We start from the raw sequence: 17,603 nt of genomic DNA on the forward strand, positions 1-17,603 counted from the left end.
CGGGCTCAGCCCGGGACGACGGGCAGGAGCAGGTGCGAGGCGTGCTCGCCGCCGACGTGGACGGTGGTGCCGGGCGCGGGGCGGCGCAGGTCGGGGTGGGTGTGGGCCATCATCCCCATGTCGCCGTCCTCGGCGAGCAGCTCCAGGCGCAGCCGCTCGCCCGGGGCGAGCGTGATGCTGGTCGGCCAGATCTCGATCTCGAGCAGGGTGGGCTCGCCCGGGACCATCGGCGTCTCGCGGTCGTGGGGGTGCCACGGCCGGTGGGGCTCGGAGAGCGCCGGGTCGGTCTCGCGGTGCGAGGCGCGCAGCCAGCCCATCGCCATCGGCAGCGGCCCGCCCTGCGGGCCGATCGCCGGGATCGGCTGCCCGTCGACGTCGAGGTGCTGGAGGCGCACGAACACGTCGAGGTCGTCCTGGCCGGCCGACACCCACAGCCGCAGGGCGGCCGGCCCGGTCAGTTCGAGGGTCTCCGTCGCCGGGGCGGAGTCGACGGTGGCGGGGAAGCCGACGGTGCCCGGCTCCGGCGCCGACCACGCGAGATCCTTCTCGCCCAGGTACAGCTCCTGCCACCGCGTCTGCGGCAGCGGGAAGTCGGTGGCCGCGCGCCAGACGACCTCGCGGCCGTGGCGCACGGCGAGCTGCACCGGGGGCACGCCGTCCATGCGCTCCGGCTCGTCCTTGAGGAAGCGGTCGAGGAACCGCAGCTGCAGCTCCTGGGCCCAGTCGGCGTAGTAGGGGTCGATGTGGGTGCCGGTGTGCACCACGAGCCACTTGTCGCGCGACGCGGCCCGGCGCCAGCCCTCGATGTTGCCGCGCAGGTGCAGGTGCAGCGCGCCCCAGTTGGCCGCGGAGAGCACCGGCACGGTGACGCGGTCGAGGTCGGTGGTGCGCTCACGGTGGTAGTCGTCGAGCAGGGGGTGCTGCGGGAGCACCTCGCGCCAGTCGTCGCCGTCGGGGCCGTTGCGCTGCGGCTCGATCTGGCGGTCCCACCAGAAGTCGACGAACCCGTCGGCGTACAGGCCGCCCTGGAAGGCCATCTCGCGGTAGAAGTCGGTGGCGCCCTCCCAGGCGATCACCGCGGCCAGGTGCGGGGGCTGCAGCGCCGCGACGCGCCAGCCCATCATCGCCAGCCACGAGATGCCGCTGGAGGCGACCCTGCCGCTGCTCCACGGCTGCTCGGCGGCCCACTCGACGACGTCGTGGAAGTCCTCGGCGTCCCGCGGTCCGTAGAGGTCCAGCCGGCCCGGCGACTTCCCGGTGCCACGGGTGTCGGCGCGCAGCAGGGCGTAGCCGCGCGCGGTCCACCACACGGGGTCCGGGGTCTCCCAGACCATGTGCTCGTGCTGCGGCACCACCTCGAAGAGCGGGTAGCGCTCGGGCCAGTGCACGTCCTTGCCGTACGGGCTCACCGAGGCGATCACCGGGAACGGCCCGTCGCCCTCGGGGCGGAAGACGTCCACGACGATCGGGGATCCGTCGCGGGTGGGGACCGCGACGTCGCGATCGATCTGCATCGGGAGCTCCTCAAAGTCCAGTCGACTGGCGTTAGGAGTGTGCGGCCCCGCCGGCACGAAAAGCAAGACTACTGGCGTTAAGGTGGGCGGCATGAGCGAGCCGGAGGTGAAGCGGCGCCCGGGCGGACGCTCGGCCCGCGTCCGCGCCGCGGTCCTCGACGCGACGTTCGAGCTCCTGCGGGCGCGCGGCCTCGAGGGGCTCCGGATCGCCGAGGTCGCGGACCGGGCCGGGGTGCACGAGACCTCGATCTACCGCCGGTGGGGCAGCCGGGAGAACCTGCTGCTCGACGCGTTGCTCGAGATCACCGAGCAGCTCCGGGTGCCCGACACCGGCGTCCTGCGCGACGACCTCGTCGCCTACGCCACCGACCTCGCGGCGTTCCTGGCCACACCGCTGGGCCACGCGCTCGAGCACGCCCTCGCCGCCGCCGGCGACGACCCCGACGCGCGGCGCGCCCGCGACCGCTACTGGGACGCCCGCGCCTCGCGCTCCCGGCAGATCGTCACCCGCGCGATCGAGCGCGGCGACCTGCCCGAGACCGTCGACCCGCGAATGGTCATCGAGATGCTGGTGAGCCCCGTGCACTTCCGGGTGGTGCTGACCCGCGAGCCGATCGAGCCCGGGATGCCGGCGCGGCTCGTCGACGCCCTGCTGGGTGGTATCGCGCCCCGGTCGCCCTGACGTGTGTCTCACCCCACGGTCGCCGGGGTACAGACGTCCCATGGACTGGGCCGACCGGACCGGACCGCGGGCCAGGACGCCCTCCCGGGTGCGTCCCGCGGCGACACCCCCGGGCATGCACCTCGCCGGCGTCGGGCAGGGGAGGGGGCCCGCCCACGGCCGTGCCCGCAGCCAGGCCCGGGCGGTCGCGGGCCGGCTGGGTGCCGCGCTGATCGTCTTCGTGCTGGCGCTGCTGCTCGTCACCGGGATCGAGGCCGTGGTCGGCCACCCGCTGTCCGGCGGGCCCGCCGGCCACACGACGCTGGGCGACCTCGTCCACCCGTCCCGCTGAGGCACGCTCGCGCGGAGATCGCCTCCGTATCGTGGGGATCATGCCCCGTGGGTCGCGCGCCCTGCTCACCCTGCTCTCCGCCGCCCCGCTCGCCGGTGCCGCGTTCGGGGCGCACGTCCGGCGCGCCATGGGCGCGTCCCGCGCGGAGCTGCGGCGCGCGGCGGACCGGTCGCCGCACGCGACCGGGGGGACGTTCGCCAACCGGGAGCCGGGTCTGCCCCGCCCGGACCTCACGACGCGGCAGCTCGCGACGATGCTGCTCCGGCGCACCCCGCGGGGCCGGCCGGCCAGGGCGGTCCCGCTCGCGACGTCCGGGCCGTGGCGGCGGCGCGCCGAGCTGGCCGCCACCTGGTTCGGGCACGCCACGGTCCTGCTCGAGGTGGACGGCCGGCGCGTGCTCGTCGACCCGGTCTGGTCGGAGTACACCTCGCCCGTGCCGCGCACCGGACCCCGGCGCCTGCACCCGCTGCCGGCCCCGCTCGGCGCGCTCGGCGAGGTCGACGTCGTCCTCCTCAGCCACGACCACTACGACCACCTCGACCGCCCGACGGTCACCGAGCTGGCCCGCACGACCGCGGCGGTGTTCGTCGCCCCGATCGGGGTCGGCGCGCACCTGCGGGCCTGGGGCGTCGCGCCGCAGCGCATCGTCGAGGCCGACTGGGACGACGTGCTCGAGGTCGCCGGTCTGCGGTTGACGTGCCTGGAGTGCCGGCACTTCTCGGGTCGGAGCTTCCGCCGGAACACGACGCAGTGGGCGGCGTGGAAGGTGGCCGGTCCGGCGCACGCGGTCTACGTCGCCGGGGACACCGGGCCGAGTGAGGTGCACGCGCGCACCGGCGCCGCGCACGGCCCGTTCGACCTGACCCTGATGCCCGTCGGGGCCTACGCGGACCTCTGGCCCGACATCCACACGACCCCCGAGCAGGCGGTCGCCGCGCACCGCGACCTCCGGGGGCGGGTCATGCTGCCGATCCACTGGGCGACCTTCGTACTGGGCTTCCACCCGTGGGACGAGCCCGCGGAGCGCGCCCTGCGTGCGGCTGATGAGCACGGCGTCGAGCTCGCCCTCCCCGAGCCCGGCCGCCGCCTCGAGCTGCCGCTCACGGGCCCGGCCGCCGCGCCGTGGTGGCGTGGGCTCGCGCCGACGGCGGAGCCGTTCCCGGTCCCGACAGCTGCCGAGGCCTGACGTCAGCCCGCCCGTCGCGTGCGCAGGATCGCCCCGCCGACGAGCGCCGCGGCCACGGCGGTGAGCACGAGCCCCGAGACCGTGACGGCGTGCGCGAACTGCACGCCCTGAGTGGGCGACCAGGGCGTCGCCGCGACGGCGCCGGTGAACAGGGCCGCGACGACGGTGCCCACGACGGGGACACCGACGCCGGAGGTGACCTCGGAGGTGGTGTCGACGAGCGCCGCGCCGATCGAGGTGCGGTCCCCGGGCAGGCCGTTGATCACGTTGAACCCGGCGACGACGCCGACCACCCGCATCCCGGCCCGAGATCGCCACGGGTGCTCCGTGCACCCCGTCAGATCGGGCGGAAGGAGCACCTGCGCCGATCAAGGGCGGAGCCGGGAACGCGCCGGCGAGGCGGCGTCAGGACGCCTGGGCCGACCCGCCCGCCTCGGCGACGGCGCGCTCGAGCTCGTCGCGGGTCATCGTCGAGCGACCCGAGATGTCCAGCTCGCGCGCCCGCGCCGCGAGGTCGGCCTTGCTCAGCCCGGACAGGTCCTCGGCCTCACTCGCCTTGCTCTGCTTGCCCGCCCCGGCCGCGTCCACGCTGCGCCGCAGGGCCTCGAGCAAGTCGCTGACCTCGGTCGCGTCCTCCGGCGCCTCCGCGGGCACGACCTCGCGGCCCTCGCGCTTGTCGGCGACGAGCTGCTCGACGCGCCGGGTGTAGGTGTCCTCGTACTGGTCGGGCTTCCAGGTGGTCGTCATGGCGGCGACGAGCTGGACCGCCGTGTCCAGTTCCTGCTTCTTCGGGTCCTCCCGGACGGGCAGCGAGGAGAGCTGGTCGGCGGGGTCGCGGACCTCGTCGGCCCAGAACAGCGTCTGCAGCGCCAGCACATCGCCGTCGGCGCGTAGCGCGGTGAGGTGCTCGCGCCCGTGCATGGTGACCGTCGCGATCCCCGCGCGCCCGCTCTGCGCGAGCGCCCGGCAGAGCAGGCCGTAGGAGTGCTCGTAGCGCGGGTCGCTCGGCGCCACCCAGTAGGTGCGGTCGAAGTACACCGGGTCGATCTCGGCGAGGTCGACGAACTCGATGACGTCGATGGCCTGCGAGCGCCCCGGGGCGATCTCGCGGAGCTCGTCGGGCTCGACGACGACGATCTCGCCCTCGACCTCCCGACCCTTGACGACGTCCTCGTTCGGCACCGCGTCGCCCGTGCGCTCGTTGACGCGCTGGTTGCGCACACGATCCGAGGTGCCGCGCACGTACTGGTGGAAGTGGATCGTGTGGTCCTCGGTGGCGCTGTAGAGGCCGACCGGGATCGTCACGAGCCCGAACGTGATCGCACCGCTCCAGACCGAGCGGGGTGCCATCACCGTCAGCGCTCCCGTTCGAGGTGTGCCTGGACGGCGTCGCCCGCCTCGTTGAGCCACCCCCGCTCGCGGGCCTTCGCGAGCATCGCCTCGAAGTCGGCGTCCCATCCCTCGGGGACCCGTCCCGCGGCGAGACGACGCAGGGTCGCCACGGGGATCATGACCGACTGGCGGTCCTCGGAGAGCTCGCCGGCGTCGTGCTCCGCGAGCACCTTGGTGATCGTGTCCGGTCCCAGACGCTCCCAGTAGGACGCGTAGAGGTCGGTCGTGTGCTCGGGCAGCTTGAGCTCGACGCCGTCGGTGGCGATCGTGAGGTACACGGTGCTCCTCGGGGAGGGGGCGGTGTCGGGACGGGGGGTACCCGCCCGCGCCGTGATCCTCGCCGTCCCGGTGGAGGGTGTCCACGGCGTCGGTGCGGAAGGCCGGCGACATGCGCACGGTGACCGCGGGCGTCCTCGCGATCGGCTACGTGGAGGACGGTCCCGCCGAGGGCTGGCCGGTGGTGCTCTCCCACGGTTTCCCCTATGACGTGCACGCCTACGACGACGTCGTCCCGCTCCTGACCGCGCACGGCGCGCGGGTCGTGCGTCCCTACCTGCGTGGCCACGGCCCGACGCGGTTCCTGTCGGCGAGCACGCCGCGCAGCGGGCAGCAGGCCGCGCTCGGGTCCGACCTGCTCGCCCTGCTCGACGCCCTGTCCCTCGAGGCGCCGATCATCGCCGGCTACGACTGGGGCGGGCTCGCGTCGTGCGTGGTCGCGGCGCTGTGGGCGCACCGCGTGCGTGGGCTGGTGTCGATGGCGAGCTACGACATCATCGACATCGCGGCGCAGCGGGCGGCGCACGACCCAGCCCTCGAGCACGCCGTCTGGTACCAGCACCTGTTCCAGACCGAGCGCGGCCGGGCCGTGCTCGCGGAGCACCGTCGCGAGCTGTGTCGCCTGCTCTGGCGCCAGTGGTCACCACGCTGGCCGTTCGACGACGCCACCTTCGACCGCACCGCCGAGTCCTTCGACAACCCCGACTTCGTGGACGTCGTGGTGCACGCCTACCGCCACGCGCTCGGCACCGTCGCGGGCGCTCCCGACCTCGAGACACTCGAGGAGCACCTGGCCCGGCGTCCGCCGATCACGGTGCCCGCCGTGACGCTCGACGGCGCCGACGACACCCTCAAGCCCGGCGGCACCGCCGATCAGGCCGGCATGTTCACCGGGCGCCACGAGCACCGCGTCGTCGGGGCAGGCCACGCCCTGCCCTTCGAGGCGCCGACGGCGTTCGCCGACGCGGTGCTGACCGTGCACGGGTGGACGCGGGCGTGACGCCGGCTCGGACCGGCGCCGCCGACGCGGCTCCCCGCGCCGTCAGGTCGCCGGAGCGGCATCAACCGCGGCTGACGGTGCCGAACCCGGAGACGTTCTGGGTGACGGCCGGATCGCCGAGGTAGACGATGCTGCCGACCCCGGTGATCCGGGCGTCGAGGGTGCGCGCGGCGTTGACGGTCGCCGTGCCGGCGCCACCGACCGACACGTCCGCGGCCTGCGCGACGAGGCCGCGGGTGTCGATCGCGCCCACGCCGACGAGGTCGACGTTGAGCTGGTCGGTGCGCCCGGAGGCCGTGATGCTGCCCGCGCCGCTGTTGGCCAGCGAGAGGTCGGGGCCGTCGACGCCGGTGGCGGTCACGGTGCCGGCCCCGGAGAGCACCACGCCGGCCAGCTGCCGCACGGTGATCCGGTAGTCGATGGTCGCGCGGCCGATCTCGGCGCCCGGCTGCGCGCCCAGCTTCAGCGTGCTGCCCTGGACCTCGGTCGTGAGCAGGCCCTGGATGTTCTCGTCGGCCTCCACCCGCAGCGAGTCGGTACCGGTCTGCTCGATCGTCACGGTGCCGGGGGTGGAGAACTCGATCGTCGTGAAGGGCGCGACCGGCCGGTCCTGGGTCTGGACGTTCCCCGAGCCGGTGGTGCCCCCGCCGCCTCCGGAGCACCCCGCAGCGACCAGCACGACGAGGACGACGACGGCGAGTCGGGCGAGCGGTGCGCGCATGCCGTGGGTCTAGCGGGCTCCCGCCCCGGGCGCCAGCGGCGCGTCGCGGACCCGACAGTCAGGCCGCGAGCGCACGGGCCAGGCGGTCGAGCCCGGCGTCGACGTCGACCCGCGGCCGGTAGTCCAGGTCGCGGCGCGCGGCGGAGATGTCGAACCAGTGTGTCGTCGCCAGCTGGCGCGCGAGGAAGCGGGTCATCGGGGGCTCGCCGGGGTCGGTGACCCGGCCGAGGGCCCACCACGCCGCCTCGACCGCTGCCCCGGCCGCCACCGCGACGGGGCGGGGGACCGTGCCGCGCACCGGCGGCAGCCCGCCGGCCGCGAGGATCCCGTCGACCAGCTCGCGCACCGGGCGGGGGTCGCCGGACGTCACGAAGTACGCGCGCCCCGCGCAGGGAGCCCCGGGGCGGAGGTGGTCGACGGCGTCGAGGTGCGCGGTCGCGGCGTCGGAGATGTACGTCGTGTCGATCAGCGCGGACCCGTCGCCGACGAGGCGCAGGGTGCCGGCGCGGGCCCGGGCGAGGATGCGGGGGACCAGCTGGGTGTCGCCCGGTCCCCAGATGAGGTGCGGGCGCAGCGCCGTCGTCGCGAGGTCGGGGGAGTCGGCCGCGAGGACCAGGCGCTCCGCGGCGGCCTTGGTCCGCGGGTAGGCCGAGTCGTACCGGTCGGCGTAGGGCAGCGACTCGTCCCCGCCGTCGATGTCGCCGCCCGCGTGCACGACGCTCGGGGTGCTGGTGAACACGAAGCGCCCCACCCCCGCGGCGCGGCAGGCGTCGAGCAGCACGCGGGTGCCCTCGACGTTGCTGCGGTGGAAGTCGGCGTCGCGCCCCCACAGGCCGGCCTTGGCCGCCACGTGCACGACGACGTCCTGGCCGTGGACGGCGTCGCGGGCCGCGGACGGGTCGGCGAGGTCGCCGCGCAGCGCGCGCACGCCCCGGGCCGCGAGGTCGGGGTAGTCGCCACGGGCGAGGCTCGTGACCTCGTCGCCCCGCGCCAGCAGCGCGTCCACGACCGCGCCGCCGAGGAAGCCGCCGCCCCCGGTGACCAGCGCCTTCACGCCGGCCCCCGCTGCCCGGCGACCCAGCGCTCCAGTGCCTCGCGGTCGATCTTCGAGTTGTGCCGCGGGTCGACCGGCAGCGCGGGGTGGAACACGACGTCCTGCACCGCGCGCGTGCGGTGGTCGGCGTGCGCGACGCCGAGCAGGTGATCGCGCAGCACGTCGGTGGGCGCCGAGCCCCGGGCGGGCTCGACGACGAGGACGGGGCGGCGCACCGCCCCGGTCCCGAGCCCGACGAGGGCGCTGCGCCGCACCGCCGGGTCGCGGTTGAGGACCTCCTCGCACGGCACGCTGTAGAGCGGGCCGTCCGCGGTGGGGACGACGTGCGACACCCGCCCGGCGAACCACAGCCGGCCCTCGGCGTCCCGCGACGCGAGGTCGCCCATCCGGTGCGCCGGCGCCCCGTCCCAGTCGACCCGTGTCGCCGCGGTGGCCTCGGGCCGGTCGGCGTAGCGCGGGCTCACGACCGGGCCGCGGACCACCACCTCGCCGACCTCGCCGTCGGGCACGGCGAGCTCCGGGGTCAGCGTGGCGACCGGCCCGTCGGCGACCCGCATCAGGGTCACCTCGACCCCGGGCACCGGGCGGCCGACGCAGATGCCGTCGTCGGGCAGGTCGAGCAGCTCGTCGCTGCCGATCGTCGCGACGGGCAGCGCCTCGGTGGCGCCGTAGGGGGTGTGCACCCGGGCGCCGGCGCCGAGCAGCGCGAGCACCCGGCGCTGCACGTCGCGGGGCACCGGCGCGCCGGCGGAGATCACCGTGCGCAGCGCCGGGAGGATCGTCCCGCCCGGGGCGTCGCGGCCCAGCCGGTCGAGCACCGCGGGCGAGCCGAACATGGTCGTCGCGCCGGTGCGCCGCGCGGCGCGGACGAGGCGGGCGGCGCGGACGCGACCCGGGCGGGTCGGGTCCATCCGGGGGACGACGGTGGTCATCCCCAGCGCGGGGCCGAAGAGGGCGAACGGCGGGAACGTCGCGAGGCTGACGTCGCCGGGCCCCAGCCCGTAGAGGTCGCGGACGAGCGCGGCCTGGGCGACGAGACCGTCGTCGTGGTGCTCGACGCCCTTGGGCGGGCCGGTGCTGCCGCTGGTGAAGACGATCGCGGCGGGGGTGTCGGCGGGCCGCTCGGCGTCGAGGCGGCCGACGGCGCCGCGCCGTTCGAGGTCCCGCACCGACGTCGCGCCCGGGACGGGGACGCCGCCGGCGGCGATCGCGAGCCGCGCTTCGGGTGCCCAGCCCAGCGCCCGGCGGGCGAGGTGGGCCTTGGCGACGCCGGCGAACGCGTCGGGCGCGGCCTCGGCGAGGCAGCGCCGGACGCGGCGCAGCCCGATGCCCGGGTCCACCACGACCGGCACGGCCCGGGCGCGCATGAGCGCGTAGGCGAGCACGAAGAAGTCGGCGACCGGCGGGACGAGCAGCGCCACCCGCGCGCCGGGTCCCACACCGGCGGCGTGCAGCCCGGCGGCGACGCGGTCGACGCGGGCGTCGAGCTCGCCGAACGTCACCGTGCGGGTCGTGCGCTCGCCGAGGACCGGTTCGAGCGGGCCGCGTCCCGGCGCCGGCAGCACCAGGGCGGCCCGGTCGGGCTGCTCGCGCGCCCGGTCGGCGAGCATCGTGTCGAGCGTGGCGAGCCGCGTGCCGGTCATCGCCGGTCCAGGAACGCGCCCACCCGCGCGCCGATCGTGTCCGGCTCGTCCTCCAGGACGTAGTGGCCGGCGTCGGGGTAGCGGAACACCTCGGCGCGGGGGAGACGGCGCTCGACGTGGGCGAGGATGTCGGCGTCGAAGACCGGGTCCTTCATCCCCCAGTGCACCTGGATCGGGCGGGCGTCGAGCAGCGGGAGCCGCTCCTCGAGGCGCACGAGCACCGGGTGGGCCGGATCGGCGGGCCCGAGCGGGATGTCGCGCACGAAGGCGTGCACGGCGACCCGGTGCTCCGGGCGGTCGTAGGGCGCGAGCAGCCCGCGGCGGGCCTCGGCGGGCAGCCAGGCGCGCCCGGTGCCGAGCACGAGCGCGCCGAGGGAGAACGCCCCGAGGCGCCGGACGAGCACGTCGCTCACCCCGGGCAGCCGCGCGGCCCGCAGCATCCACGGCAGCCCGTGGTCGGCCGGCAGCGGGAAGGGGCCGGTGTTCATGACGACGACGTCGGCGACCCGCTCGGGGTGCTCGGCGGCCCACGCCAGCCCGATCGGCCCGCCCCAGTCGTGCACGAGGAGCGAGACCGGCTCGGTGAGCCCGAGGCCGTCGACGAACGCGGTGAGGTCGGCGACCCGGCGCGCGAGCGTGTGCGGGTGGTCCTGCAGCGTGGGCTTGTCCGACAGCCCCATCCCGATGTGGTCCGGCGCGATGACGCGCCGGCCGCGGGCGGGCAGCGACCGCAGCAGCGAGCGCCAGTAGAACGACCAGGTCGGGTTGCCGTGCACGAGCAGCACCGGGGGCGCGTCGCGGTCGCCCTCGTCCACGTAGGACATCCGGTGGCCGCCGACCTCGGCGGTGTGCGGCACGAAGGGGTAGCCCGCGAGCCCGGTCGCGGTGGCCGGCGCGCTCACCAGCGCACCTCGGCGGCCGCCGCGTTGATGCCGCTGCCGACGCCCATGAGCATCACCCGCGAGCCGTCGGTGACCGTGCCGTCCTCCACCGCCTTGCTCAGCACGGTCGGCACGCCGGCCGGGCCGATGTTGCCGAACTGCGGGTAGATCGACGGGAAGCGATCGGCGTCGAGGCCGAGCTGGTCGACGACGGCGCCGGTGTGGACCTTGCTCACCTGGTGCAGGCAGTAGGTGTCGTAGCCGGTGGCGTCCCAGTCGAACGCGGCGACGGCCTCCTTCCACACGCGCCCGGCGAGCTCCATGCCGGCGACGAGCAGGCCCTTGCTGTCGGTGCGCATCTCGTCGCCCTGCCCGACGCACAGGCCGGCGTTGCCCGCGGTGCTGGCGCGCCCGAGGCCGCCGAGGAACCGGTGCCCGCCGGGGCCGTCGGCGCGCGAGAGCACCATGGCGACCGCGCCGGAGCCGACGGTCAGCGTCGCGAACTGCTCGTGGAACATCCGCCGGGTCGCGGCGTCGCCCGCGAGGCGGGCGATGGTGCCCTCCATGGCGAACCGGCTGGTCTCGCCGGCCACCACCAGACCGTGGTCGATCTGCCCGGCCTCGATCATCGTCGACACCAGGTTCATGCCGTCGAGGAATCCGAGGCACGCGTTGCCGAGGTCGAAGTTGACGGCTTCGGGCGGCAGTTCCATCAGGCCGTGCACGATGCTCGCGGTGGAGGGCTCGAGGTGGTCCCTGCTCACCGACGTGTTGATCAGTGCGCCGATCTCGTCGCGGCACACGCCGCTGTCGCGCAGCGCGCGCTCACCGGCGCGGGCGGCGACCTCGCTGGGCATCGTGCCCTCGTCCCAGAGGCGCCGTTCCCGGATGCCCGACAGTCGCTCGAGCAGGCCGGGCGCGATGCGCAGGCGCTCGAAGGTGCCCGCGAGCTGGTCCTCGAGGAACGAGGAGGTCACCACGTGGGGGGCATCGAGGTGCGCCAGTCCGGCGATCACCACGTCGTCGAAGCGCCGCTCGGATCTCATGCCCCGACGATGCGGCACGTCGCGGGCCCGCGCAGGAATGCGAGGACGGCGCGGGTTCAGCTACCGTGAGTCCTACGAACACCGGTAACAGGCACATCCTGTCCACCATTGCACCACCCGGCAGATCACCATTCCTGCCTTCGCCTCAACGGCGAGCGCGAATTCGGTGATCGACGAGAATACCCGTGGATCGACGGGAATTGTCGGGAACATACTGCGATCCATCCGACAATCGCCGGGCGGCACGCGCTCACCGCGAGATCACTTGAGGGCGTAGCCGGCGTCGACCGGCAGGGCGACCCCGGTGATCCAGCGGCCCTCGTCCGAGGAGAGGAACAGCACGGCGTTGCTGATGTCGTCGGGCTCGAGGTAGGCCACCGGCAGCGCGTTGAGGCTGCGGTACACCGGCCTGACGTCCTCCTCGGTGGGGTCGTCCAGGTCCGGGCGGAACAGCCCGAAGTTGACCGGGTTGAGCAGCATCGGCGTCGCGACGGTCGTGGGGTTCACCGTGTTGACGCGGATCGAGTGCTCCGCCAGCTCGAGCGCGAGGGTGCGCATCAGGCCGGTGAGCCCGGCCTTGGCCGCCCCGTAGGGCGCCAGGTTGGGCACCGAGCGCAGCCCGATCGACGAGCTGGTGATGACGATCGACCCGCCGCCCCGCGCCGCGAGATGGGGGATCGCGGGGAGCACGGTGTGGAACACCCCGGTGAGGTTCGTGTCGATGACCGCGCCCCAGTCCGCCGGCGTCGTCTGCGCCGCCGGGCCGGGTATGCCCTGGATCCCGGCGTTGGCGACGACGACGTCGAGGCCGCCCAGCTCGGCGACACCCCGCTCGACGACCTCGGCCACGGCGTCCGCGTCCCGCACGTCGGCCCGGGCCGCGACGATGCGGCGGTCGCTCTTCTCCACCAGGCGCACCGTCTCGGCCAGATCCTCCGGCGTCGCCGCCGGTGCGCCCTGGGCCTCGACCGGCCCCGCCACGTCGAAGGCGATGATGTCGGCGCCCTCCTCGGCGAGGCGCACGGCGTGGTGGCGTCCCTGGCCCCGCGCGGCCCCCGAGATCAGCGCGATCTTCCCTGCCATCCGTCGAGCCATGGTCATCCTCCTGGGTGTGGGGGTGGGGTGCCGAGCAGCCGTGCGGCGTCGGCGGCCGCGGCGTGCACCGCCGCGGCGGGGGAGGCCGTCGCCATGCGGGGCGTCCGGCCGGTGACCGACACCGCGGCGAGGGGCCTGCGCCGGGCGTCGAGGACCGGCGCGGCGAGGCAGCTGATGCCGACGCGCGCCTCCTCGTCGTCGCGGGCGTGGCCGAGATGCCGTGCCGCGGCGAGCTGGCCGAGGAACCGGCCGGGGGTGACGACGGTCCGGGGCGTGCGCCGCCGCAGGCCCGCGGCGAGGACCTCGGCGGTGGCGTCCGGGGTGTGGGCGAGCAGGGCCTTGCCGAGCGCCGTGCAGTGCGCGGGCATGCGTCCGCCGGTCCGCGAGGCGACGGCCGGCCCGGCCGGCGCCTCGATCTTGTGCAGGTACACCACCTCGGTGCCGTCGAGGACCGCGAGGTGGACGGTCAGCCCGGTCGCCGCGTGCAGCCGCGTCAGGACGGGGGCCACCGCGTCGGCGACGCCCTGCTGCCGCGGGACCAGCGCGCCGAGCTCGAACAGGCGCAGGCCCAGCCGGTAGCGGTCGCCGTCGCGGTCGACGAGCTGGTGGTCGACGAGCTGGTGGAGCAGGCGGTGGGCCGAGGCCTTCGGGATCCCGGTCCGGCGGTGGATCTCGGCGAGGCCGAGGGCGTCGTCGTGCGGGCGGAAGGCCGCCAGGAGCGCGACGCCGCGGCCGAGCACCGACGTGGCGGGCGGGAGCGTGTCCGTCGCCGTCATGGTGGTCCCGGCCCTCAGACGAGGGCGCGGTCCTTCCACCCGTCGAGGAGCTTGTCCTGCCCGTCGTTGCCCGGTGTGCCGTAGACGAAGTAGGTCTCGGCGGGCAGCGTCGCCCCGCCGAGTGCGAGCCCGGTGTCGAAGTCGGCGAGGTCCCACGTCACCGTCTCGTGATCGGGCTCGAACTGGAGGATGCCGGAGTTGCCGAAGAGCTCGATGCGGTTGCCCCCGGGCTCGAAGACGTAGAGGAACGCGCCCTGGGTGATGCCGTGGACGTCGGGGCCCGCCTCGATCTGGATGCCGTACTCGCGGCAGAGCTCGGCGGCGTCGGTGTTGTGCTGCGGCACGCCGTACCAGAACGCGAGGTGGTGCAGGCGGCCCTTGCTGCCGGTCTGGTCGCGCATGACGGCCATCTCGTGGCCGAGGACGTTGACGCTCATCCAGGCGCCGATCTCGGTGCCCCCACCGGCGCCGTCGATCACGCGTTCCCGGGTGCCGAAGCCGAGGGTCTGCTCGAACAGCTCCTTCTGCACCGTGACGTCGGAGGCCATGAGGTTGACGTGGTCGAGGCGCCGCGGCGGCAGGCCCTTGAGCGGTCGGCGGGAACGCCGGGTCAGGATCCGGCTCCGCAGCTCGACCGGCGCCTCGTACTTCTCGACCTCCCAGACGAGCTCCATCGGGTGGCCGTCGGGGCTCTGGAAGGCGAAGGTGCGCCCGACGCCGAGGTCGCCCGCCGTCCAGCCGAGACCGAGCCCGGCCGCGTCGAGGGCGGCGGCGCGGCGCTCGAGGGCCTCGGCCGACGTCGTGCGCCAGCCCACGTTGCCGAGGCCGGGCCGGTCGCGCTCGGTCAGCTTGAGGCTGTGGTGGTAGGGGTCCTCGTAGCAGCGCAGGTAGACCGAGCCCTGGCGGCGGGCGGTCTCGCGCATGCCGAGCAGCTCGGTGAAGAACCAGAGGCTGCCCTCGAGGTCGGGGGTGTAGAGCTCGGCGTGCGCCATGTGCGCCAGCTCGAAGCGGGCGTCGGCGGCGTCTCGGAGGGTCATCGTTGTCGCCTCTCGCGGGTCAGGTGCGCAGCGCGGGCGCGCGGTGGTCGTAGGCGTGGATCCAGCTGAAGTCGTCGACGAGGTCGAGCAGCCGGCGGTCGCGGCGGGCGGCCGCGTCGCCGTCGGGCAGGTGGAGCAGCGACGAGGTCTCCCAGGCGCTGCGCGCGATCTGGCGGGTCCGGCACCGGCGCAGCCGCTCGTACTCGGCGAGCGCGGCGGGGACGTCGTCACGACCGCGGTCGAGGCAGTCGGCGAGAACCGCGGCGTCCTCGACGGTCGTGTTCGCCCCCTGTCCGTGGTGGGGCAGCATCGCGTGGGCGGCGTCGCCGAGCAGGACGACCCGGTCGTGCCGCCACCGCGTCAGCGGCGGGAGGGCGAACAGCCCCCATCGCGGGCTCTGCGGGACGGCCGCCACCAGGGCGCGCACCGCGGGGTGCCAGTCGCGGAACGCGTGCGCGAGCTCCCCGTCGGCCGCCGCGGCCATCCCGCCGGGCGCGTCCCAGCGCTCCGGGCCCTCGAGGACCGCGAGAAAGTTGACGACGTCGCCGATCGCGTAGTGCAGGAGGTGGGCGTCGGGGCCCATCCAGAACTGCACGGCGTCGGGGTCGGGCAGGTCCGGGACGGCGGCGCGCGGGACCAGGCCCCGGAAGCCGCTGGTCCCCGAGTACACGGGCTCGGCGCCGGGGTCGCCGCCGGTGAGCCAGCGACGGACCCGGGAGCGGATGCCGTCCGCGCCCACCACGACGTCCGCGCTCGTGGTCGACCCGTCGGCGAACGTCAGCCGGGTGGGCCCGGCCCGCGGGTCGACGCGCACCAGCTCCTTCCCGAGGTGGAGGTCCTCGGTGCCCCACGCGTCGGCCAGCGCGCACTGCAGCCGGGCGCGGTGGACGCCCCAGAACGGCGCCCCGAAGCGGTCGGAGTACCAGTCGCCGACCGGGTGGGCGGCGATCCGCCGTCCGTCGGCCCCGTGCCGGTAGACGAGCTCCGACGGGACGGTCGACGCCGCGCCGAGCACGTCGCCGAGGCCGAGCTCGCGCAGGATGCGCGTCCCGTTGGCCGCGAGCGCCACCGCGGCGCCCACCTCGACCAGCGCGGGCGCCTGCTCGTAGATCCGTGCGCGCAGCCCGAGCCGGCGCAGGGCCAGGCCCAGCGTCAGCCCGCCGATGCCGCCGCCCACCACCGCGATGTCCGGACCGTCCACGGCTCAGCCGACCTGGGCGGGCGTCGGGTCGATGAAGATGCGCAGGTCGTCGATGGCCCCGTCGCGGTGCTCGATGACCGTGAGCGCGGGGACGGCGACCTCCCGGCCGTCGGGCAGGCCGTAGGTCACGGTGGCCTCGAGCATCAGCGTCGTCCCGCTCTCCCACACGCCGAGGAACTCGTGGCCGATCCGGCGGTAGGTGGTGAAGAGGTAGGTCAGGCCGGCGCGGATGGCCTCGTGGCCGGGCAGCGGGTCGCCCGCCCCGTAGCGCATGGAGGCGTCGGGGGCGAAGCGGGCCAGGACCGCCTCGGTGTCCAGCGCGTCGACGTGCCCGTAGAACTCGACGAGCCACGCCGGGGCGTCCACGGCCCGCGCGGTGGTCGTGCCCGTCATCGGACCGGCTCCGCGGTGCGGGCGCGGACGGCGGCCAGCGTCGTCTCCACGGCGGCCCGGTACGCGGCGACCATCTGCCGCGACAGCTCCTCCTCGGTGATCGGCAGCTCGTCGCCCGGCCGGGTCGCCAGGGCGAACCGGAACCGGAGTCCGAGCTCCCCGTCGTCCTCGGTGATCTCGTTGGTGATCGTGCCGAGGACCGGCCCGTCGAGGCGGGTGAACACCACGCGGTGCGGCGCGTCCAGCCAGACCCGCTCGACGTACCGCGCGCCGCCGAGCTCGATCTCCCGGTCGAAGACGGTGTCGCTGTGGCGGGCGATCTCCCGGCAGCCGGTGATGGCCTCCACGTAGGGCACGGCGTCGAGGGCCTTCTGCTCGAGGCCCTGCCAGATGCGGTCCCGGTCGAGGGGTGTGGCGCCCGGGGGGTTCGCCGGCAGCTCCAGCTCGCTGTAGATCATCTCTGCTCCTCAGTGGTCCAGGATCTCCGGGAGCACCGGGCCCCAGGAGTTGGCGGTGGCGATGTCGACCTCCCAGGTCTTCGGGACCTGGGGGCTGTCCTCGTGCCACGGGCGGGGCTCGAAGTAGCCGTTCGCCTCGTCGATCATCTGGTCGAGCTGGGTGAACAGCTCGACGGTGTTGCCGTCGGGGTCGCGGTGGTAGGTGAAGACGTTGTGGCCCGGGCCGTGACGTCCCGGCCCCCAGTGCAGGCGGTGGTCGTGGCGCGCGAGGTGGTCGAGCGTCGTCTGCAGGTGGTTGAGGTCGCGCATCTCGTAGGCGACGTGGTGCATGCCGGAGTACGTCGTGCTCTGCAGGAAGTTCGCGGCGTGGTGGTCGGCGTTGCACCGCAGGAAGACGAAGAAGTCGCCGATGGTGTCCGACCACCGGAACCCCAGCAGGTCCTGGTAGAAGCCCTGGATCTCGGCCAGTCCCGGCGTGAACGCCGCGACGTGGCCGAGCTTGGTGGGCCGGTGGGCGGGGCCGGGCCCGGTGCCGCTCGCCGCCTGGGTCTCGTAGAGGTGCACCGGGACGCCGGTGCCCGGCTCGGCCAGGACGAGCACATCGGGCGTGCTGGGGGCGATGTCGGTGCGGCGGGACACCTCGTACCCGGCGTCGGCGAGGCGCTTGTGCGCGTCGTCGACCGAGCCGGCGATCTCGTAGCCGATGCTCGTGCGCGCCGCGGCGTCGCCCCGGCGGACGACGACGCTGTGGTGGTCGAGACCGGTGGTCAGGAAGGCCGTCTCCGGGGAGCGGTCCTCCAGGTGGAGGCCGAGACAGGTCGTGTAGTAGTCGACCAGGCGGTCGACGTCGGGGGTGGTGAACTCGACGTACCCGACCTTGCGCACACGCGCGGCCGCGGTGTCGTTGTCCATACGGG

General features: G+C 75.0%; 20 protein-coding genes. 4 read left to right on the forward strand and 16 right to left on the reverse strand.

Annotated features, from left to right (window positions below; genetic code table 11):
- Positions 1-5 precede the first annotated feature (5 nt).
- Positions 6-1,514, reverse strand: a complete 1,509-nt coding sequence (locus ACFPK1_RS12040) for a CocE/NonD family hydrolase (RefSeq protein WP_378021160.1) — start codon at positions 1,512-1,514, stop codon at positions 6-8.
- 91 nt (positions 1,515-1,605) lie between these two features.
- On the opposite strand from ACFPK1_RS12040, the gene ACFPK1_RS12045 reads away from it, so the two are divergent.
- The 3 genes from ACFPK1_RS12045 to ACFPK1_RS12055 are packed head-to-tail and all read left to right on the forward strand — an operon-like array spanning position 1,606 to position 3,713.
- A complete protein-coding gene (locus ACFPK1_RS12045) occupies positions 1,606-2,196 on the forward strand; it encodes a TetR/AcrR family transcriptional regulator (protein WP_378021161.1) in 591 nt (196 codons plus the stop codon).
- Between the two features lie 40 nt (positions 2,197-2,236).
- A complete protein-coding gene (locus ACFPK1_RS12050) occupies positions 2,237-2,527 on the forward strand; it encodes a hypothetical protein (RefSeq protein WP_378021162.1) in 291 nt (96 codons plus the stop codon).
- A gap of 40 nt (positions 2,528-2,567) precedes the next feature.
- Positions 2,568-3,713 (forward strand): MBL fold metallo-hydrolase, encoded by a 1,146-nt coding sequence (locus ACFPK1_RS12055; protein WP_378021163.1) that lies wholly within the window; start codon positions 2,568-2,570, stop codon positions 3,711-3,713.
- A gap of 2 nt (positions 3,714-3,715) precedes the next feature.
- Here the strand turns inward: ACFPK1_RS12055 and ACFPK1_RS12060 are convergent, their stop codons facing one another.
- The 3 genes from ACFPK1_RS12060 to ACFPK1_RS12070 form a co-directional block, all read right to left on the reverse strand.
- Positions 3,716-4,012: a hypothetical protein gene (locus tag ACFPK1_RS12060; RefSeq protein ID WP_378021164.1), complete on the reverse strand. Its 297-nt coding sequence runs from the start codon at positions 4,010-4,012 to the stop codon at positions 3,716-3,718.
- A gap of 106 nt (positions 4,013-4,118) precedes the next feature.
- The gene (ku, locus tag ACFPK1_RS12065) at positions 4,119-5,063 is read right to left on the reverse strand and encodes a non-homologous end joining protein Ku (protein WP_378021165.1); all 945 of its coding nucleotides are present in this window, start codon (positions 5,061-5,063) and stop codon (positions 4,119-4,121) included.
- A gap of 5 nt (positions 5,064-5,068) precedes the next feature.
- Positions 5,069-5,383 carry a hypothetical protein gene (locus ACFPK1_RS12070; RefSeq protein ID WP_378021166.1) on the reverse strand — a complete coding sequence of 105 codons (315 nt, stop codon included), beginning with the start codon at positions 5,381-5,383 and terminating at the stop codon, positions 5,069-5,071.
- Between the two features lie 77 nt (positions 5,384-5,460).
- Between ACFPK1_RS12070 and ACFPK1_RS12075 the strand changes: the two genes are divergently transcribed.
- The gene (locus ACFPK1_RS12075; RefSeq protein WP_378021167.1) at positions 5,461-6,381 is read left to right on the forward strand and encodes an alpha/beta fold hydrolase; all 921 of its coding nucleotides are present in this window, start codon (positions 5,461-5,463) and stop codon (positions 6,379-6,381) included.
- Positions 6,382-6,442: 61 nt separating this feature from the next.
- Here ACFPK1_RS12075 and ACFPK1_RS12080 read toward each other — a convergent pair whose 3' ends face one another.
- From ACFPK1_RS12080 to ACFPK1_RS12135, 12 genes are all read right to left on the reverse strand, one after another.
- Positions 6,443-7,102, reverse strand: a complete 660-nt coding sequence (locus ACFPK1_RS12080) for a head GIN domain-containing protein (protein ID WP_378021168.1) — start codon at positions 7,100-7,102, stop codon at positions 6,443-6,445.
- Between the two features lie 58 nt (positions 7,103-7,160).
- Entirely contained in the window at positions 7,161-8,156 is a 996-nt protein-coding gene (locus ACFPK1_RS12085; protein WP_378021169.1) for an NAD-dependent epimerase/dehydratase family protein, read from the reverse strand.
- Positions 8,153-9,799, reverse strand: a complete 1,647-nt coding sequence (locus ACFPK1_RS12090; protein ID WP_378021170.1) for a fatty acid CoA ligase family protein — start codon at positions 9,797-9,799, stop codon at positions 8,153-8,155. Before ACFPK1_RS12090 ends, ACFPK1_RS12085 begins: the two co-directional genes overlap by 4 nt.
- Positions 9,796-10,701 carry an alpha/beta fold hydrolase gene (locus tag ACFPK1_RS12095; RefSeq protein WP_378021171.1) on the reverse strand — a complete coding sequence of 302 codons (906 nt, stop codon included), beginning with the start codon at positions 10,699-10,701 and terminating at the stop codon, positions 9,796-9,798. The genes ACFPK1_RS12090 and ACFPK1_RS12095 overlap by 4 nt, the downstream gene beginning before the upstream one ends.
- Positions 10,698-11,726, reverse strand: a complete 1,029-nt coding sequence (locus ACFPK1_RS12100) for a 3-oxoacyl-ACP synthase III (protein ID WP_378021172.1) — start codon at positions 11,724-11,726, stop codon at positions 10,698-10,700. The genes ACFPK1_RS12095 and ACFPK1_RS12100 overlap by 4 nt, the downstream gene beginning before the upstream one ends.
- 261 nt (positions 11,727-11,987) lie before the next feature.
- Complete coding sequence (locus ACFPK1_RS12105; RefSeq protein ID WP_378021173.1) at positions 11,988-12,809, reverse strand: mycofactocin-coupled SDR family oxidoreductase; 822 nt, start codon at positions 12,807-12,809, stop codon at positions 11,988-11,990.
- A 14-nt stretch (positions 12,810-12,823) separates the two neighbouring features.
- Positions 12,824-13,597 (reverse strand): IclR family transcriptional regulator, encoded by a 774-nt coding sequence (locus tag ACFPK1_RS12110; RefSeq protein ID WP_378021174.1) that lies wholly within the window; start codon positions 13,595-13,597, stop codon positions 12,824-12,826.
- Positions 13,598-13,611: 14 nt separating this feature from the next.
- Positions 13,612-14,634: a VOC family protein gene (locus tag ACFPK1_RS12115; RefSeq protein ID WP_378021175.1), complete on the reverse strand. Its 1,023-nt coding sequence runs from the start codon at positions 14,632-14,634 to the stop codon at positions 13,612-13,614.
- A gap of 19 nt (positions 14,635-14,653) precedes the next feature.
- Positions 14,654-15,835, reverse strand: coding sequence for an FAD-dependent monooxygenase (locus ACFPK1_RS12120; protein ID WP_378021176.1), 1,182 nt, complete (start codon positions 15,833-15,835; stop codon positions 14,654-14,656).
- A gap of 3 nt (positions 15,836-15,838) precedes the next feature.
- On the reverse strand, positions 15,839-16,228 hold the full coding sequence (locus ACFPK1_RS12125; RefSeq protein ID WP_378021177.1) for a nuclear transport factor 2 family protein: 390 nt from the start codon (positions 16,226-16,228) through the stop codon (positions 15,839-15,841).
- Complete coding sequence (locus tag ACFPK1_RS12130) at positions 16,225-16,686, reverse strand: SRPBCC family protein (RefSeq protein WP_378021178.1); 462 nt, start codon at positions 16,684-16,686, stop codon at positions 16,225-16,227. Before ACFPK1_RS12130 ends, ACFPK1_RS12125 begins: the two co-directional genes overlap by 4 nt.
- A 9-nt stretch (positions 16,687-16,695) precedes the next feature.
- Positions 16,696-17,598, reverse strand: coding sequence for a VOC family protein (locus ACFPK1_RS12135; RefSeq protein WP_378021179.1), 903 nt, complete (start codon positions 17,596-17,598; stop codon positions 16,696-16,698).
- Between the last annotated feature and the right edge of the window lie 5 nt (positions 17,599-17,603).

Source organism: Actinomycetospora rhizophila, assembly GCF_042657905.1.
GTDB lineage: Bacteria > Actinomycetota > Actinomycetes > Mycobacteriales > Pseudonocardiaceae > Actinomycetospora > Actinomycetospora rhizophila.

Coding starts and splice junctions, on each gene's coding strand:
- ACFPK1_RS12050 (WP_378021162.1), top strand. CDS start 2,237: ATGGACTGGGCCGACCGGACCGGACCGCGGGCCAGGACGCCCTCCCGG.
- ACFPK1_RS12115 (WP_378021175.1), bottom strand. CDS start 14,634: ATGACCCTCCGAGACGCCGCCGACGCCCGCTTCGAGCTGGCGCACATG.
- ACFPK1_RS12100 (WP_378021172.1), bottom strand. CDS start 11,726: ATGAGATCCGAGCGGCGCTTCGACGACGTGGTGATCGCCGGACTGGCG.
- ku (WP_378021165.1), bottom strand. CDS start 5,063: ATGGCACCCCGCTCGGTCTGGAGCGGTGCGATCACGTTCGGGCTCGTG.
- ACFPK1_RS12060 (WP_378021164.1), bottom strand. CDS start 4,012: ATGCGGGTGGTCGGCGTCGTCGCCGGGTTCAACGTGATCAACGGCCTG.
- ACFPK1_RS12080 (WP_378021168.1), bottom strand. CDS start 7,102: ATGCGCGCACCGCTCGCCCGACTCGCCGTCGTCGTCCTCGTCGTGCTG.
- ACFPK1_RS12135 (WP_378021179.1), bottom strand. CDS start 17,598: ATGGACAACGACACCGCGGCCGCGCGTGTGCGCAAGGTCGGGTACGTC.
- ACFPK1_RS12110 (WP_378021174.1), bottom strand. CDS start 13,597: ATGACGGCGACGGACACGCTCCCGCCCGCCACGTCGGTGCTCGGCCGC.
- ACFPK1_RS12125 (WP_378021177.1), bottom strand. CDS start 16,228: ATGACGGGCACGACCACCGCGCGGGCCGTGGACGCCCCGGCGTGGCTC.
- ACFPK1_RS12040 (WP_378021160.1), bottom strand. CDS start 1,514: ATGCAGATCGATCGCGACGTCGCGGTCCCCACCCGCGACGGATCCCCG.
- ACFPK1_RS12055 (WP_378021163.1), top strand. CDS start 2,568: ATGCCCCGTGGGTCGCGCGCCCTGCTCACCCTGCTCTCCGCCGCCCCG.
- ACFPK1_RS12045 (WP_378021161.1), top strand. CDS start 1,606: ATGAGCGAGCCGGAGGTGAAGCGGCGCCCGGGCGGACGCTCGGCCCGC.
- ACFPK1_RS12090 (WP_378021170.1), bottom strand. CDS start 9,799: ATGACCGGCACGCGGCTCGCCACGCTCGACACGATGCTCGCCGACCGG.
- ACFPK1_RS12130 (WP_378021178.1), bottom strand. CDS start 16,686: ATGATCTACAGCGAGCTGGAGCTGCCGGCGAACCCCCCGGGCGCCACA.
- ACFPK1_RS12105 (WP_378021173.1), bottom strand. CDS start 12,809: ATGGCAGGGAAGATCGCGCTGATCTCGGGGGCCGCGCGGGGCCAGGGA.